This is a genomic window from Mesorhizobium sp. B2-3-2 (assembly GCF_006442295.1).
In the GTDB taxonomy this organism is placed as follows: Bacteria; Pseudomonadota; Alphaproteobacteria; order Rhizobiales; family Rhizobiaceae; genus Mesorhizobium.
Genome location: NZ_VFWA01000001.1, coordinates 977,969 through 993,873, shown reverse-complemented (window position 1 = coordinate 993,873; position 15,905 = coordinate 977,969). Strand labels below are relative to the sequence as shown.

Annotated in this window: 14 protein-coding genes; 8 read left to right on the top strand and 6 right to left on the bottom strand. The window is 64.7% G+C overall.

Annotated features, from left to right (window positions below):
- Window positions 1-119 precede the first annotated feature (119 nt).
- Complete coding sequence (locus tag FJ964_RS04910; protein WP_140549313.1) at window positions 120-731, bottom strand: TIGR00730 family Rossman fold protein; 612 nt, start codon at window positions 729-731, stop codon at window positions 120-122.
- Between the two features lie 128 nt (window positions 732-859).
- On the opposite strand from FJ964_RS04910, the gene FJ964_RS04905 reads away from it, so the two are divergent.
- The 5 genes from FJ964_RS04905 to FJ964_RS04885 all read left to right on the top strand — a co-directional run bounded on the left by FJ964_RS04905 (window position 860) and on the right by FJ964_RS04885 (window position 6,302).
- Window positions 860-2,239: a LysM peptidoglycan-binding domain-containing protein gene (locus tag FJ964_RS04905; protein ID WP_140549312.1), complete on the top strand. Its 1,380-nt coding sequence runs from the start codon at window positions 860-862 to the stop codon at window positions 2,237-2,239.
- A 110-nt stretch (window positions 2,240-2,349) separates the two neighbouring features.
- The gene (locus FJ964_RS04900) at window positions 2,350-2,697 is read left to right on the top strand and encodes a metalloregulator ArsR/SmtB family transcription factor (protein WP_140549311.1); all 348 of its coding nucleotides are present in this window, start codon (window positions 2,350-2,352) and stop codon (window positions 2,695-2,697) included.
- A 25-nt stretch (window positions 2,698-2,722) separates the two neighbouring features.
- Window positions 2,723-4,606 carry an ABC transporter ATP-binding protein/permease gene (locus FJ964_RS04895; RefSeq protein WP_140549310.1) on the top strand — a complete coding sequence of 628 codons (1,884 nt, stop codon included), beginning with the start codon at window positions 2,723-2,725 and terminating at the stop codon, window positions 4,604-4,606.
- Between the two features lie 175 nt (window positions 4,607-4,781).
- Window positions 4,782-5,480 (top strand): phosphatidylserine decarboxylase, encoded by a 699-nt coding sequence (locus FJ964_RS04890; RefSeq protein ID WP_140549309.1) that lies wholly within the window; start codon window positions 4,782-4,784, stop codon window positions 5,478-5,480.
- A gap of 3 nt (window positions 5,481-5,483) precedes the next feature.
- A complete protein-coding gene (locus tag FJ964_RS04885) occupies window positions 5,484-6,302 on the top strand; it encodes a phosphatidylcholine/phosphatidylserine synthase (RefSeq protein WP_140549308.1) in 819 nt (272 codons plus the stop codon).
- Between the two features lie 127 nt (window positions 6,303-6,429).
- Here the strand turns inward: FJ964_RS04885 and FJ964_RS04880 are convergent, their stop codons facing one another.
- Both FJ964_RS04880 and FJ964_RS04875 read right to left on the bottom strand, forming a co-directional pair.
- Window positions 6,430-8,652 (bottom strand): AMP-binding protein, encoded by a 2,223-nt coding sequence (locus FJ964_RS04880; protein WP_140549307.1) that lies wholly within the window; start codon window positions 8,650-8,652, stop codon window positions 6,430-6,432.
- Window positions 8,653-8,787: 135 nt separating this feature from the next.
- On the bottom strand, window positions 8,788-9,195 hold the full coding sequence (locus tag FJ964_RS04875; protein WP_140549306.1) for a 4-oxalocrotonate tautomerase family protein: 408 nt from the start codon (window positions 9,193-9,195) through the stop codon (window positions 8,788-8,790).
- Between the two features lie 113 nt (window positions 9,196-9,308).
- Here FJ964_RS04875 and FJ964_RS04870 point away from each other — a divergent pair, with 113 nt between their 5' ends.
- Entirely contained in the window at window positions 9,309-10,172 is an 864-nt protein-coding gene (locus FJ964_RS04870; RefSeq protein ID WP_140549305.1) for a LysR substrate-binding domain-containing protein, read from the top strand.
- Window positions 10,173-10,341: 169 nt separating this feature from the next.
- Here the strand turns inward: FJ964_RS04870 and FJ964_RS04865 are convergent, their stop codons facing one another.
- Window positions 10,342-11,244 (bottom strand): DMT family transporter, encoded by a 903-nt coding sequence (locus FJ964_RS04865; protein ID WP_140549304.1) that lies wholly within the window; start codon window positions 11,242-11,244, stop codon window positions 10,342-10,344.
- 54 nt (window positions 11,245-11,298) lie between these two features.
- Window positions 11,299-12,186 carry a DMT family transporter gene (locus FJ964_RS04860; protein WP_140549303.1) on the bottom strand — a complete coding sequence of 296 codons (888 nt, stop codon included), beginning with the start codon at window positions 12,184-12,186 and terminating at the stop codon, window positions 11,299-11,301.
- 323 nt (window positions 12,187-12,509) lie between these two features.
- On the opposite strand from FJ964_RS04860, the gene FJ964_RS04855 reads away from it, so the two are divergent.
- Together FJ964_RS04855 and FJ964_RS04850 are read left to right on the top strand one after the other, a co-directional pair.
- The gene (locus FJ964_RS04855) at window positions 12,510-13,091 is read left to right on the top strand and encodes a VOC family protein (RefSeq protein WP_140549302.1); all 582 of its coding nucleotides are present in this window, start codon (window positions 12,510-12,512) and stop codon (window positions 13,089-13,091) included.
- A gap of 26 nt (window positions 13,092-13,117) precedes the next feature.
- Window positions 13,118-14,005: a glutathione S-transferase family protein gene (locus FJ964_RS04850; RefSeq protein ID WP_140549301.1), complete on the top strand. Its 888-nt coding sequence runs from the start codon at window positions 13,118-13,120 to the stop codon at window positions 14,003-14,005.
- 166 nt (window positions 14,006-14,171) lie between these two features.
- On the opposite strand, the gene FJ964_RS04845 is transcribed toward FJ964_RS04850, so the two are convergent.
- Complete coding sequence (locus tag FJ964_RS04845) at window positions 14,172-15,683, bottom strand: peptidase S10 (protein ID WP_140549300.1); 1,512 nt, start codon at window positions 15,681-15,683, stop codon at window positions 14,172-14,174.
- Between the last annotated feature and the right edge of the window lie 222 nt (window positions 15,684-15,905).

The following is a 15,905-nucleotide window of genomic DNA, read 5'->3' as shown; positions in this document are numbered from 1 at the left end:
GCGCTTCGAGCGCAAGACCTCGATGATCTCGCCTGGAGTAGGGGAGTAGGGGAGTAGGGGAGTAGGGGAGTAGGGGCCTGTCTTCCCTTACTGCCTTATTGCCTTACTGCTCTATTCCTTTACATCTTGTCTATCACCGACTGCACGCCCTCCGTCGGGGCATCGACCGAGGAGCCTGCCACCATGATGGCGGCGACGATTGCCTCGGGGTCAGTGACGACCAGCGGCTTGACGCGCTGTGCGGTGTGAATGAAGCCTTCGGTTGTCATATGGTCGATGAGCGCCAGCATCGGATCCCAGAATCCCCTGACGTTGGCGAAGACGATCGGCTTGCGGTGGTGGCCGAGCTGCGCCCAGGTCATGATCTCCACGATCTCCTCGACTGTGCCGATGCCGCCCGGCAGCGCCACAAAGGCGTCGGATTTCTCGAACATCTTATGTTTGCGCTCGTGCATGTTTTCGGTGATCACGAGCTCGTCGAGCCGGTCTAGCGCGGTTTCGGTTGCTTCCCTGTTGATCAGGAAGCGGGGAATGATACCGGTGACCTTACCGCCGGCCTTGAGCGCGCCTTCAGCGACGGCGCCCATGATGCCCTTGGTGCCGCCGCCATAGATTAGCCTGAGGCCGGAGCGCGCAAGCGATCGCCCGAGCAGGTGACCAGCCTTGGCATAGGTTTCATCGCGGCCCGGAGACGAGCCGCAATAGACGCAGACGGATCGAATCGTATTCATGCCGATGATTGGTGATTGGGTCTGAAAGCGCGGTCAAGCCCTAAGGGCCGAGAAGTCCGGGCTTTTTCTTGTCGGTGATGGTAAAACAGGCTAGACCGGCGTTAGGTGGCTAAGGGGCAGGGAAGTAGATGGCGATCAATCCGTTGAAGGCGTTTCTGTTCGCGGCGGGTGGGACCGTCGCGGTCGCGGGAACCGCCTATGTGTCGGGCGCGCTCGACCCGTATTTCAATCGCACGCCGCCGGCGGGCGTCGCGGCGCAGGCTCCGCCTGTGGCGCCGAAGCCTGCCAATCCGGCCACGGAAGCGCGGCTGCCGCAGGCCGCGGTACCGGCCGCTCCCACCTCGGAGGCAACCGCGCCTGCCGTCGCGGGTCCGATCGCCCCGACCTTCGACGTGGTGCGCGTCGAAGGCGATGGTTCGATCGTCGTCGCCGGCAGTGCCGCGCCCAATTCAAAGGTCGAGATCCTCAACGGTTCGACCGTGATCGGCTCGACGGTCGCCGGTCCGGATGGCGCCTTCGTCATCGTGCTCGATGATCCGCTGAAGCCCGGTGACTATACGATTGCCTTGCGCTCCACCGCCGGCGATGTCGTGACCGCTTCGGCCCAGACGGCCGTCGTCTCCATTCCCGCCAATGCGAGCGGCCAGGTGCTGGCCATGGTCGAGGAACCGGGCAAGCCGGCCGAACTGCTGACCGTGCCCCAGCCGCAGACAACACCGGAAGCGCCTGCAGCCGCGGCTCCGGCGCCAGGCGCGTCCGCCGCCGTCGAAGCAACGCCTGCTCCTGCGGCGCCGACAACGCCGCCCGCGGCATCCGTGGCCGAACCCAAGATCGTCGTCGAAGCGGTCGAGATTGACGGCAGCAAGATCTTTGTCGCCGGCCTCGCCGACCCGGGCCGCAAGGTGCGCGCCTATGCCAACGACATCCTGCTTGGCGAGGCGCAGACATCGCCGGATGGCCATTTCCTGGTTGAGGCGAGGCGCGACGTACCGGTCGGCAGTTACACCATCCGTGTCGATGGCCTCGATGCCGACGGGGTGAAGGTAGTGGCCCGCGCCGCCGTGCCGTTCGAGCGCGAACCGGGCGAGGCGGTCGCCGCCGTGGCGCCTGCTGGATCCAAGGCGGCCGATGCAAAGCCTGCTGAACCGTTGGCTGCCGCTGAAGCGCCCGCCGCTGTCGCGCCCAACCCGGCGGAACCGGCTCCGGCCGATGCAGCGGCCACGCCGCCTTCCGATGTGGCCGAGACCGTTTCACCTAAGCTCGAACATGCCGATGGCGCCGTGATCATCCGCCGTCACGACACGCTGTGGCGGATTTCGCGGCGCGTTTACGGTTACGGCATGCGCTACTCGACGATCTATCTCGCCAACCAGGACCAGATCCGCAATCCCGACCGCATCTGGCCGGGACAGGTGTTCAAGGTCCCGCCACGGTCGAAGGAAGGTGAGGCCGCCGACCTCAAGGCGATGGGTGACCAGATGACGACGAATTCGGCGAAGACGGAGTAGGCAAGCGTCAACGGGACGGCTGCAAGCCGATCCTTCGCAGCCCTTCGCCTGCAATCTCCCCATCCGGCCAGCTTGCCTCGTCACTGTTCATCGTCTATCGCCGATGAACGATGACCGAATCCCTGCCTGACCCGGACCGCGCGACGAGCGCGCCAACCTCTTGCACCACCGACAGCCACTCCATCGCTGCCCGCCTCGCCGCGCTCTCGCACCCCGCGCGCATCGAGATCCTGAAACGCCTGTCTGCCAGCGGTTTCTGCTGCTGTCGCGACGTCGTCGATCATCTCGATCTCGCCCAGTCGACCGTCTCGCAGCATCTGAAGATCCTGGTCGAGGCGGGGCTGGTGCGCTTCGCGCCTGACCGCCAGCGCTCGCGTTACGAGGTGGACCAAGCCGCGCTTGCCGGCGTGTCGGCTTCGCTGAGCGCGCTCGTCGTTTCCTGTTCGACCAGCCGCTGACCCTCTCACCCAAAAGGCAAGAAAAGTGGCCGAAAAAACCGTCTCCGCCGATTCCCCGACCTTCAAGACGCTGCTTAACCTCTGGCCCTATATGTGGCCGGCGGATCGTGCCGATCTGCGGGCGCGGGTCACCTGGGCGACAATTCTGCTGGTGGTTGCCAAGCTGACATTGGTCGCGGGACCCTATTTCTTCAAATGGGCGACCGACGCCTTGGCCGGCGGCGGCAAATCGACGCCGCCGCTGCCCGCCTTCCTGCTCGCCCCGGTCATGTTGGTTGTCGCATACAATGTCGTTCGGCTCGTGCAACTCGGCTTCAACCAGTTGCGCGACGCGCTGTTTGCCCGCGTCGGCCAGTACGCGGTGCGCCAGCTTGCCTTCCGCACCTTCGTCCACATGCACCAGTTGTCCCTGCGCTTCCATCTCGAGCGGCGCACCGGCGGCCTGTCGCGCATCATCGAGCGCGGCACCAAGGGCATCGAGACGATCGTGCGCTTCATCATGCTCAACACGGCGCCGACCATCCTCGAATTCGCGCTGACCACGGGCATCTTCGCCTACACCTATGGCTGGAAATACGTAGCCGTGGTGGCGGTCACCGTCTGGCTCTATGTCTGGTTCACGGTTCGCGCCAGCGACTGGCGCATTTCGATCCGCCGCGACATGAACGACAGCGACACCGACGCCAACACCAAGGCGATCGACTCTCTGCTCAATTTCGAGACGGTTAAATATTTCAACAACGAGGCCATGGAGGCCGAGCGCTTCGATCGCTCCATGGCGCGCTACGAGATGTCGGCGACGAGGATCTGGACGTCGCTCGGCTGGCTGAATTTCGGCCAGGGCGTCATCTACGGGCTGGGCACGGTCATCGTCATGTGCATGTCCGCGCTCGAGGTGCAGGGCGGCACGCAGACCGTCGGTGATTTCGTCTTCATCAACGCCATGCTGATGCAGCTCTCGGTGCCGCTCAATTTCATCGGTTTCATCTACCGCGAGATTCGCCAGGGCCTCACGGATATCGAGCAGATGTTCGACCTGCTCGACGTGCCGCAGGAGATCGTCGACAAGCCCGGTGCCAGGCCGCTCGCGATCGAGGCCGGCAAGGTCGAATTCCGCGACGTGCATTTCTCCTACGACCCGAACCGCAAGATCCTGAAAGGCGTCAGCTTCGAGGTGCCGGCCGGCAAGACGGTCGCCATCGTCGGCCCTTCGGGCGCGGGCAAGTCGACCATCTCGCGGCTGCTGTTCCGCTTCTACGACATCCAGTCGGGCCAGGTGCTGATCGACGGCCAGGATGTCAGGGAGGTGACGCAGGAGAGCCTGCGCGCGGCGATCGGCATGGTGCCGCAGGACACAGTCCTGTTCAACGACACCATCGCCTACAACATCCGCTACGGCCGTATCGGCGCCAGCGAGGAGGAGGTGCGCAAGGCGGCGGAACTCGCCCAGATCGGCCCCTTCATCGAGCGGCTGCCCGAAGGCTACCGCTCGATGGTCGGCGAGCGCGGTCTGAAGCTTTCCGGCGGCGAGAAGCAGCGCGTGGCGATTGCCCGCACCATCCTCAAGGCGCCGCCGATCCTGATGCTCGACGAGGCGACCTCGGCGCTGGACAGCCATACCGAACAGGAGATCCAGGCTGCCCTCGACCTGGTCAGCCGGGGCCGCACCACCATCGTCATCGCCCACCGGCTGTCGACGGTGATCACGGCGGACGAAATCATCGTCCTCAAGGACGGCCAGATCGCCGAACGCGGCACCCATGCCGACCTGATGCGCAAGCACGGGCTTTACGCCTCGATGTGGGACCGCCAGCGCGAGGCGACCGAAGCCGAGGAGCGTCTGCGCATTGCCCGCGAAAGCGACGAACTGGGCATAGTGGTGCGCAGGCGCACATCGGAGCTGTCTTAGCGGCCGCTTTCCTTCTCCCTCGTGGAAGAAGGTGGATCGGCGCATGGCGCCGAGACGGCTGAAGGGTACTGGCGCCGTATTTGCCAAGCTGGAACACCCCTCCCCATTGTCGCGTTGCGGGCGGAGGGTGTTTCGGTTATTGAGGCCGGACCTGAAACAGGGACTGCCCCATCCCATGAGCCTTGTCGATACGGTCAAGAACGCGTTCGTACCGATCCATCGCGAGGGCTATCCGTTCATCGCCGCCTTCGGCGCGGGCACGCTTTTCCTCGGCTATTTCTCCTCGATCCTGTTCTGGATCGGGCTCATCCTCACCGCCTGGTGCGCTTATTTCTTCCGCGATCCCGAGCGGGTGACGCCGGTCGACGACCGTCTGGTGGTGAGCCCCGCCGACGGCGTCATTTCGGCGGTCGGCCCGGCCGTGCCGCCGCGCGAGCTTGGCCTCGGCAGTGGCGAAATGACCCGCATATCGGTGTTCATGAACGTCTTTTCCTGCCACGTGAACCGCGCTCCGGTGCGCGGCAAGATTTCCCGTATCGAGCATCGGCCCGGAAAATTCCTCAACGCCGAACTCGACAAGGCGAGTACCGAGAACGAGCGCAACGGGCTGGTCATCGACAGCCCCAACGGCACCGTCGCGGCGGTGCAGATCGCCGGTCTCGTGGCGCGGCGCATCGTCTGCTGGGCCGAGACCGGCGGCTCGATCGCCATAGGCGAACGCTTCGGCCTGATCCGCTTCGGCTCGCGCGTCGACGTCTTCCTGCCGGAAGCGGCGACGCCGCGCGTGGCCGTCGGCCAGACGGCGGTCGCCGGCGAAACGGTGCTGGCGGAATTCGGCGGTGTCGCCGCCACGCCTCTCGTGCGGATCTCCTGACCGGTGGGCGCGCCGTTCAAGAAATTCGAGGCGCATGCCAGCGGCGGCCCGCGCATCCGCGAAATCCCGATGCGCATGGTGCTGCCCAATCTGGTTACGGTGCTCGCCATCTGCGCCGGCCTGTCCGGCATCCGCTTCGCCTTCGAGAACCGCTTCGAGCCCGCGGTCGTCATGGTGCTGCTTGCCGCTTTCCTCGACGGCATAGACGGCCGTCTGGCGCGAATGCTGAAGGCGACATCGAAATTCGGCGCGCAGATGGATTCGCTGGCCGACATCGTGAATTTCGGCGTGGCGCCCGCGCTGGTGCTTTACGCTTTCCTGCTCGACCGCGCCGGATCGCCGGGCTGGATTGCCGCCCTTTTGTTCACCATCGCCTGCGGTATGCGGCTCGCCCGCTTCAATGTTCTTGACGAGGAAAAGGCCGAGCGGCCGGCGTGGCAGACCGAATATTTCGTTGGCGTGCCGGCGCCGGCGGGCGCCGTGCTGGTGATGCTGCCGCTCTATCTGTATTTCCTGCGGCTCGGGCTGGAGCCCAGCCGCCCGGCCGCCTTCATCGCCACCGGCTTCACCATACTGGTCGCCTTCCTGCTGGTCAGCCGTTTGCCGGTCTATTCGGGAAAGAGCGTCAAGGTGCCGGGTGACAAGGTGTTGCCGGTCATCCTGGGTGTCGTGTTCTACATTCTGCTCTTGATGACCTATCCCTGGTACACGCTGACGGCCTCCGTCGCCGGTTATCTCCTCTTCCTGCCCTTCAGCGTGCGTGCCTATTCGAAGCGCGCCCGGCTGGAAGGCGAGCAGGTGCCGCCTTCGGATATCGGATAGCGCTGTTTTCTCTCCTTTGCGGCCGCGATGTCGCCGAAGCCGACAGAGGAGTCGCGGCGCATTGAGCGCCAACGCTTTCCGCCCAAGCGTGCGATTTATGCGAGACGACCCCTTCAGGTCGTTTCGCTTACGCCGCCGCACTCAGCCCCAGACGATCGATGGCCAGTTTGCGGGTCGACACATAGTCGGTCTTGCCCGAGCCCAGCGCCGGGATCTCTTCCACCTTGACGATGTCGTTGGGCACCATCAGTTCGGCGGCCCCGGCTTTCTTGCCGAATTGGCGCAGTTCTTCGGCACTTGCATCGTCGGCGGTGGTGACCAGCACGATGCGCTCGCCGCGTCTTTTGTCGGGCACCGACACGGCGGCATGGCGCTCTTCCGGCCACAGCGACTGCACAAGCATCTCGACCGCACCCAGCGACACCATCTCGCCGGCGATCTTGGCGAAACGCTTGGCCCGGCCGCGAATGGTGACGAAGCCCTCGCGGTCGACCGAGACGATGTCGCCGGTGTCGTGCCAGCCGTCGAGTCGCTGCAATTCGCCCGGCCGGTCGGCGGTCATGTAGCCCATCATCATATTCGGACCGTCGAGCCACAGACGGCCGGCGCCCTCGATCCCTTCGACGGGTTCGAGCTTCATGCGGATGGCCGGCAGCAGCCGCCCGACGGTGCCGTCGCGGCTATGGATTGCGGTGTTGACGGCGACCACGGGCGCGGCCTCGGTCAGCCCAAAGCCTTCGATGATCTCGGCCTGGAAACGCTCGCGATAGGTGCGGCGGGTTTCCGGCTTCACCGCTTCGGCGCCGGCGACGACGAAGCGCAGGCTGGAAAAATCGCCGTCCTTGGCGGTGCGTGCGTAATTGGCGAGGAAAGTGTCGGTGCCGAACATGACCGTCGGCTTCACCTTACGGGCGATCTCGGGAATGATCTTGTAGTGGAGAGGCGAGGGGTAGAGGAAGAGTTTCACCCCTGTAAGCAGCGGCAGGATGGTGCCGCCCGTCAGCCCGAAGGAGTGGAACACCGGCAACACGTTGAGGAGGATATCGGCCGGCGAGATGGTGATGCGAGCTTCCGCCTGCATGGCATTGGCGTAGAGGTTCTTGTGCGACAGCACCACCGCCTTCGGCGTGCCTTCCGAACCGGAGGTGAACAGGATCACCGCGGGTTTGGCCGCGTCCTGGCGCTGCAGCGGCCAGCGCCACAGCAAGGCGGCGGCAAGCTTCTCCAGCGCCGTCAGGCCGGCGCGTGTATCCTCCAGCCAGAGAAACTTCGCGCCGCCCTTTTCGACCGCCGCGACGATATCGCCGAGCTCGGCCTTCTCGATGAAGGCGCGGGACGAGACGACCGTGCGGATCACCGCCGTGCGGATGGCGGCGGTGACGCTGGCCGGACCCGCGGTGTAGTTGATCATCGCGGCCACCCGACCGGCCGAGAGCAGCCCGACGAAGGACAGCACCACGCCATTGGCGTTGGGCAGGAGCAGGCCGACCGCTTCGCCGGGCGCCGTCACCGCCTCGAAACGCCTGCCCAGCACACGCGCGCCGATAAACAGTTTTCGATAGCTGAGCGCCCCCGAGACGACGTCCTCGATGATCGGATGCGATGCGCCGACCCTGGTTGCGGCGTCACGCATGGCCAGGAACAGGCCGCGATCGAGATCGGCGGCTGCGAAGCGGGCCTCTGCGAAGCGGTCGAACAGCGCGTTGGTGTTCGAGGCCTGGTCGGGAATGCGCGCCACCAGCTCGGCGATGGTCATTGGTTCCAATGCGCTGATCGACAGGCGCGGGAACCAGCGCCGTGGCGCGATGCTGGCCGGCGTCAACGAGACCGGAAGGTCGCGGGCGCCGCCGACGAAGATCGGCACGATGCGGGCGTCGGCCTGCATGGCGATGCGCGTGACAGCGCGAAACAGCCGGAACGACTTGACGTCGGGCTCGACCGCGTCCGGCAGGTAGACGGCAAGCCGGCCCTTGCCCTTCAGCACGCGCACCAGCCTGCGGCTGACGAAGACGTGCTCGGCGTTGAAGGCAATGGTGCGGCCAAGCTCGCGCCACGGCTCCAGCCATGGCGCCTTGGCCGAGGCTCCATCGAGTATGTGCAGCGTGTCGTCAGGCAGCAGCGACAGCATCAGCGCCGGTTCGAAGTGCGACTGATGTGAAATGACATAGATGACTGGCGCCGCCGCGTCGCGCGCGATCGCGATGCGGCTGTCGCTGATCCGGTAGGCGAGCTTGAACGGCACGTAGAGCAGCGCCTGGGCAAAGCGCAGGCCGAGGCGGAACTTTTCCACCACGCCGATCAGCAGCCAGGCCACGACCAGACCCGCAAGCAGCGCCAGTGTCAGGATCATGCCGCGTCTCTCCCAACGTTCCTTGCACCTCGGCTCTGCGGCCGCTTCGGCAAGAACCTAGACGATGTGCGGGCAAGGTCAATGAGGAAGGCCTCTTGCCGCCTCTCGCGAAGGGACGGGCAAAAGCGGCATCCTTTACGCCGTCTTCAGTCTCCCGCTGATGAAGCGGAATTCCTGCGTTTTGCCGCCATAACCGTAGGCGGCGGCCGGCACTTCATGGACGAAGGCGTAGCTTTCTTCGTGCACGGACCCGAGCAGGCGCCCGAAGGCGGCGAAGATCGCCTTGAGATAGGCTTCCAGCTCGAGCTTGGTGTTGGTGCCGTCGACCACCTTGATGTCGAGCCAGAACGTATTGGTCCCATGCTCGGCCAGCGATGTGCCGCCGGCGAACCAGTGCTGCGGATCGAGATAGGAGACGGCAACCGCCGTTATGGTCGGATCCTTGCGAAGGTGTGTTGCGGTGAGTTCGGTCGCCTCCTTGGCGATCCTGGCGGACAGCGCGGCGTCGGGCTTCCCGGTGACGCTGATGTTGATGATGGGCATTGTCCTTCTCCTTGGTTCGGGCGGCCTCTGCCAGCCGATGACGCAACCATGCCACCAGCCATGAGTCATGAAAATCGAATTGTTTTTAAATAATAGTTCGATAATATCGAATTATGAAATCGCTCGATCCCGACCTCCTGAGGACATTCCTCGCCTTCGCCGACGGCGGCTCGCTGGCGCAGGCGGCTTCTGTTGTCGGCCGTTCACCGTCGGCGGTGACGGCGCAGATGCAGCGGTTGGAAGAGGCCGTCGGCGAACCGCTCCTGGCGCCGCAGGGCAGGGGTCGCGGCCTGACGCCGACCGGTGAGGAGCTTGTCGGCTACGCCCGGCGTATCCTTGCAGCGCATCGTGAAGCCTGGCTCGGCCTGAAGGGCGCGAAGGCCGACGGACGCATCGCGATCGGCACGACGCAGGATTTCGCCGACAGTGGCTTGCCCGATCTGCTGCGTGCCTTCGCCGAAAGCCATCCACGCGTCAGGATCGAGCTGCGCGTCGGCCGCTCCGCCGAACTGGCGCAAGCCCTTCAGGGCGGTAGCCTGGATCTGGCGATCGTCATGCGGCAGGCGGCGACGCCGGACGAAATCGGCGTGCTGCGCGAGCCGATGGTGTGGCTGTGTTCGCAAAAAGGGCTGGCCGCGCGACAGGACGAATTGCCGCTTGCGCTGCTCGATCCGCATTGTGGCTTCCGCGAAGCGGCAATCTCGGCGCTCGATGCGGCCGGCCGGCGCTATCGCATCGCGGCCGGCAGCGCGAGCCTGGCCGGCCTGCGCACGGCGGTCAATGCCGGCATTGCGCTGACGCTGCGCACCGCGCGCTTTGCCCATTCCGGGATTGTCGAAGCACCCCACATATTTGACCTGCCGCCCGTGCCCGTTGCCGAATTCGCCATCCGGCTGCGCGCCGATGCCGAGAACCCGGCGCGGGATCTGGCCGCACTGCTCGGCGCCGGCCTGGCACTGCCAGGACTTTTTGGCTGACAGCGGTCTGTTTTCCGGCGCGGGGCCAAAGAAAAAGCCGACCTTACGGTCGGCTTGGAGTAGGACGGACCGAGGGGTTTGGGGGGACTCGGGGGGTGGTCCGTCGGCTCAACAATGCCTGAACCGGATGATGGTTCCGTGACTGCGCAAATTTTTTTGGGCTCGGCTTTCACAACGGACCTGGCGCTTGTTGCTGCTTTGCCGACAGCCAGTCGCGGCCGGCATGGGCGAACACCGCGCAAAGCACGATCGCGCCGCCGATCATGCTGGCCACGGGCGGTATCTCGGCCAGGAACAGAAAGGCAAACAGGATGGCGAACGGCACTTCGGCAGAGCCGAGCAGGCCGGATTCAGCCGCCGGGATGAGCCTCGCGCCTTCCGTCCACAGGATCGAGGAGAGTGCGAAGCTCGAGCCGAACGCGACGAGCAGCACGGCGTCTCTTGCCGAGACGGCAAGCGGGTCGGTGACGAACCAGCCAAGTATGAACAACAGCAGGGCCGAGACCGCACCTGCCCAGACCGCCGGCGTGTCGCGGAAGGCGCGCACCATGATCATGTAGAGCGCGCTGCCGATCGTCATCAGCAGCGCCAGCCCGTCTCCGAACAGATTGCCGGTGCCGAAGCTCGACCAGACCATGACCGCGACGCCGCCAAGCGAGACCGCGGCGGCTAACATCGTCTGCAGGCGGAAGGGCTCGCGCACCAGCAGGAAGGCGAGCAGCGCGGCAATGAAAGGCGACGTCGCGTAGATGACCGTGACATTGGCGACGAAGGTGAATTTAAAGGCGGAGATGAAGGCGATGCTGGCCAGCGCGCCTTCCACCGCCAGCAGCCAGCCGCGCCAGCCGAGCCGCAGCGTTTCGCGGTTGCCGGAGCGGTGGCGGCGCCACAGCACATAGAGGCTGATCAGGATGAAGCCGACGAAGCCGCGCCAGCAGGTGATGGTCAGCGGATCGGCATGGATCGATTTGGTCAGCACACCGGTCAGCCCGAACACCGCCGCCGACGACGACACCAGGATGATGCCAAGTGTCCGTTCTGCGGTGTCGGTGGCGGCTGCTACGTCGGTCATGAAAGCCAATCTACGTGGTTCTGTCCTGACATCGTAGTGTCAGCAGTCTGGCCATCACAGCCGTTTGCGGAAATGCTCGGCGCCCACGATCAGCAGCCCTGCGGCAATGATGAGAGCCGCGCCGAAGAACACTTCGCGGCGCGGCACGTCGCCCCAGATGGCGAAGCCGAGCGCGAAGGCCCACAACAGCGAGGTGTATTCCAGCGGCGCGATGATCGAGGCCGGCGTCCGTTTCATGCCTTCGAAGAGAAGATATTGCGCCAAGCCGCCGAGCGCGCCGACGCTGGCAAGCAGAAGCAGTTCGCTCCAGTCGGGCGTCTGCCACCAGAGCAGCGCCGGCACCGCCGAGAATATCAGGAAATAGAAATTGTTGAGCAGGAGCTGGATCATCGAGCGCTCGGCAAGTGCTGTCTTGCGCAACAGCACGATGGCGATGCCCCACAGGAAAGCGGCGGCCAGAACCAGCAGCACCGGCACGGACAGGCCGAGATGGGCAGGATCGCAGGCGACGAAGACGCCGGCGAAGCCGATCGCCACCGCCAGCCAGCGCAGCATGGGCACTTTTTCGCCAAGCATCACCACGGAAAGCACGGTGACGATGATCGGGGCCGCATAATAGACGGTAGTCAGTTCGGCGAGCTGCAGGCTGCGCGCCGCATTGTAGTAGCAGAGCCAGGCCGCCAGGGTGAAGACGCTGCGCAACAGCATCGGCCACACGATCGGCGACCGCGCCGTCTCCGCATAGAGATGCCGCCCGCCGATCGCCGCGCAGGCGGTCAGGATGGTGATGCTGCGGAAAAACAGGATCTGCCAGACGCTCATGCCGGCGACCAGCAGCTTGATCGAAGCGTCCTGCGTCGAAAAAAGCAAATAGGCGGCGCCGGTCAGGAGGATACCTGCGAGAACCCTTTCGCGTGTTTCGAGAATGGCGACGTCGGCCATGCGGCAAGCGGCCTTGTGTGAAAACGGCTCCGGCCCCTGTCGGCTCCGCTCTCGCCAGCTATAGGGGCGAAACCTTGCAAGGCGCTGCTCCAGCGCCATGCTTGCGTTGGGGCAGGGTGACTCCTGATGCCACTTCTGGCGCGTCGCGGCTGATTGGTTTAGCATCGTCTCACAAAGCCGGCGCGCAAGGCTCGGCGGGCCAGGGAAACGGTGCGGATCAGGAAGCCAGCGCTCGCATAAGAGACGCCATTCGCATCATGGCAGCGGGCCCTGACAGCCGGCAGTTACGGACATCGAGACGCCGAGATCGGGGGAAGAACGCAATGCAGAAACTGCAATCGCAAGGCGTACATCACATCACGCTGGTCGGCGCCGGTCGCCAGACATCGATCGATTTCTGGGAAGGCGTGCTGGGCATGCCTTTCATTTTCGAGCAGCCCAACCTCGACAAGGCAACTGAAAGCCATCTCTATTTCGATCCCGGCGACGGGCGGCTGATCACCATCTTTACCGACGAGACCCGTACGCCGGTAAAGCGACGCACCCCGACCGACACCGGCTGCGTCCACCACATCGCCTTTGCCGTGTCGCGCGTCACCTTCCTGCAGGCGGTCGCCCGGCTTGACGAGCGCGCCATCAAGCACAGCGGCGTCAAGGACCGCGGTTTCATGGATTCGATCTATTTCGAGGATCCGCTCGGCCTGCTGATCGAACTTGCTTCCTACCGTTTCGAGCCGCCGGCCGGCTTTGGCCATGCCGACGTGCTGATGGAAGCGCACAAGCTCCGCGTCGCGCGTGGCGACTACAACATCGCCGAGGCGCATCTGGCCGACGCCATCCAGGCGCTGGTCGAGCGCTCGCGCGCGACATTGTCGGCCGACAGGACGCCGCGCAATCCATATTGATTTTTGAACAAGCAAGGGAGGAACACATGGCAAAGACAGCGACGAAGGGTGCGAGGAAGCCGGCGGCCAAGGCCACACCAAAAGCCAGGGCGAAACCAGCAGCAAAAGCTTCAACCAAGCCGGCGCCAAAAATATCGGCAAAGCCTTCGGCCAAGCCGGCGTCAAAAGCAGCAACCGCCGGCAAGACCGCGTCCAGGACCAAGGGGAAATCGGCGAAGAAACCCGCCCTGATGATCAGCATGCTGAAGCCGAGCGTCAACAACATGACGGTTCGGGTGTTTGCCCGCGCCGCCGGGCTGGACCATGCCGAGGCCGACGCCTGGGGCAGCACGCGTTCGCCCGAATTCATGGCGCGTAACCCGGCCCATCTAACCCCGATGATCGAGGACAAAGGCCTGCCGCGGGGGGTGCTTTGGGAGAGCTGCGCCATCATGCAGTATCTCGCCAACAAGCACGGGCTGGAGAAATTCTACCCCAAGGCGCCTGCCAAGCGGGCGATGATCGACAGCGCCATGTTCTACCTGATCGGCACGCTCTATCCCTATGTGGCGCGCGCCACCTATCCGGCGCTCGGTTTCCCGCAATATGCCGGCGAGGTCGGCCACAGCGACGCTCATCCCGACATGAAGTCGGAGGCGCAGAAGGCGGCGATCGCCGCCATCTCCGAACCGCTGGAGGTGTTCCACTCCTTCTTCAGGGACGGCAAGCCCTTCATTGGAGGCAAGAACCCGTCTATCGCCGACATCCGCCTGGCGGCGACACTCGAATTTCTCGCCGTCATCGACTATGCCCTGCCCGAATGGGCCAGCGACTACATGGCCGCGATGGAGAAGAAGCTCGGCGAGGCCTATGCAGGCCCGGCCAGCGACGTGCGCGGCTATATTGCCCATGTGAAGTCACAGCCCCGGGTGTGAGATCGCTTCGGCGCCGCAGGCCGGTTGAAGTCAGCCGGCAGCTAGGATGAGCTCCGCTCCGCGGAGTTCCTTCCCGCCTCCTTTGTCTGGCAGGAAAGAGGAGGGTCTGTCCGCCAGCGTATCGCGGATGCTCGTCGCACCGCGCTTCCGGCGTATCCCGTGGCGCTTACTGCGTCGCTTGGTAAAGCTCCGCCGCCGCTGCCTTGAGCGCCCGCCTTCCGTCCGGCCTGAAATACATCATGTGTCCTCCGTCCAGCACATCGACGCGGATGGGCTTTGCACCGGCGAGCGTCGGTATCTGGTTCACCAGATAGCGAGATGCCAGATAGGGCGTGACGAGATCGGTGTAGCCGTTGACGATGACGACGCCGAGCGCGGGATTGAGCGAGCGCGCCCGCTGCAGATCGTTCATCACGCCGGCATAGCCCTGCCGCGATGTGCCGTAGTCCCAATTGCGGCTGATCTCGCCATTGAGCAGCCGGTAGCTGACATCGGTGTGGTAGTTCAATTCGTCGCGGGCATAGCCGACAAAAGCCGAGGTCAATGCCGGAACGCTGCGGTCGAGCACGGGATCGGGTCCGGCGGTGCGAGCGCTTTCAGGAGCGATGTCGGCCGTGCCGATCATGGCATCATAGGGGCTGAGCACCTTGCCTTTCGCGCGGGCAAACTCCCTCGCGAAAAGGCTGGTCGGGATACGCGCGAAGTTCCGCTGCACGAGATCGAGCGGCAGGCCGGTGATCTCGGCCACCCGCTGGCTCGCCAGCCGCCCGCCTTGCTCCAGCCCGCTGGTCAGCGCCGTGAGGTAGTCGCCAAGCGCATAGCGCTCGACCGCGGCCAACTGCGCCCGCAGCGCCTCGCCCGTAACGCCGTCGGCACTGAGCCGCGCCGACGCCAGCGAGGGGAGTTCGAGGGCCCAGTGCAGCGGCTCGAATTCGTCAGGTTGCACCAGCATGAATTCCAGCGCCGGCGAGATCAGCACGATGCCGCTCGGGCTAAGGCCGATATCCTCCTGCAGCGTTCTGGCCAGCAGTGCCGCGCGAAACCCGCCATAGCTTTCCCCGGCAAGGAAAAGCGGCGAGCCGCTGCGGCCGTTCTGCGCCAGATAGAGCCGGATGAAGGCGCCGATCGAGCTGGCGTCCTGGTTGACGCCCCAGAAATCGTGGGTGTTCTGCCCAGGAGCCTCGCGGCTGTAGCCGGTGCCGACCGGATCGACAAAGACGAGGTCGGTCATGTCGAGCCAACTGTCCGGATTGTCGATGATCTTTTGCGGCGGCGGCAGGAATTCGCCGTCGGCTCCGGTCGTGATGATGCGCGGACCGAGTGCACCGAGATGCAGATAGGCGGAGGCCGCCCCGGGGCCGCCATTGAAGACGAAGGTAATGGGGCGTGGTGCCGTTTTTGCCGCGTCGGCCGGTGGCCGCAGCGTGTAGGCGACATAAAAGATCTCCGCCGTGACGTCGGCCTTGCCCGAAAGCAGCGACAGCGTGCCGGCCTTGGCCTGATAGTCCAGCTTGCGTCCGGCAACCGTGATGGAATGGCTGGTGACCTGCGGCGTCGGCAGCAGCGACAGCACACCGCCGGTCGGCGCCGGCCTCTCCGGCGTTTCAGCCAGGACAGGCTGTGCGAAGGCAGCGAGCATCAGCAGGATGAGAGAGATCAGTTTCAACTTGAACGGCATGACGCCTCCGCGAGAACGCTTGTCGCATAGCTATGGCCGATGCGATCGAAGTCAAAGGAAAGGCTTGTCCGGCTGAGACGGATCGCCTGCCATCAGGACAACGAATCCGGGTCAGCGGGTTCCGTGCAAGCCTTCTCGGTGCGCTATTGAGAGAGCATTGAATGAATAAACCCGCCTGTGCGGCGGGTCCCTGGCGCAACTCAGCACCATAACGAGATATGT

Bases quoted from the DNA above. Each gene is read 5' to 3' on its own strand.
- FJ964_RS04910 (WP_140549313.1), bottom strand. From the start codon at position 731: ATGAATACGATTCGATCCGTCTGCGTCTATTGCGGCTCGTCTCCGGGC.
- FJ964_RS04905 (WP_140549312.1), top strand. From the start codon at position 860: ATGGCGATCAATCCGTTGAAGGCGTTTCTGTTCGCGGCGGGTGGGACC.
- FJ964_RS04900 (WP_140549311.1), top strand. From the start codon at position 2,350: ATGACCGAATCCCTGCCTGACCCGGACCGCGCGACGAGCGCGCCAACC.
- FJ964_RS04890 (WP_140549309.1), top strand. From the start codon at position 4,782: ATGAGCCTTGTCGATACGGTCAAGAACGCGTTCGTACCGATCCATCGC.
- FJ964_RS04880 (WP_140549307.1), bottom strand. From the start codon at position 8,652: ATGATCCTGACACTGGCGCTGCTTGCGGGTCTGGTCGTGGCCTGGCTG.
- FJ964_RS04875 (WP_140549306.1), bottom strand. From the start codon at position 9,195: ATGCCCATCATCAACATCAGCGTCACCGGGAAGCCCGACGCCGCGCTG.
- FJ964_RS04870 (WP_140549305.1), top strand. From the start codon at position 9,309: ATGAAATCGCTCGATCCCGACCTCCTGAGGACATTCCTCGCCTTCGCC.
- FJ964_RS04865 (WP_140549304.1), bottom strand. From the start codon at position 11,244: ATGACCGACGTAGCAGCCGCCACCGACACCGCAGAACGGACACTTGGC.
- FJ964_RS04860 (WP_140549303.1), bottom strand. From the start codon at position 12,186: ATGGCCGACGTCGCCATTCTCGAAACACGCGAAAGGGTTCTCGCAGGT.
- FJ964_RS04855 (WP_140549302.1), top strand. From the start codon at position 12,510: ATGCAGAAACTGCAATCGCAAGGCGTACATCACATCACGCTGGTCGGC.
- FJ964_RS04850 (WP_140549301.1), top strand. From the start codon at position 13,118: ATGGCAAAGACAGCGACGAAGGGTGCGAGGAAGCCGGCGGCCAAGGCC.
- FJ964_RS04845 (WP_140549300.1), bottom strand. From the start codon at position 15,683: ATGCCGTTCAAGTTGAAACTGATCTCTCTCATCCTGCTGATGCTCGCT.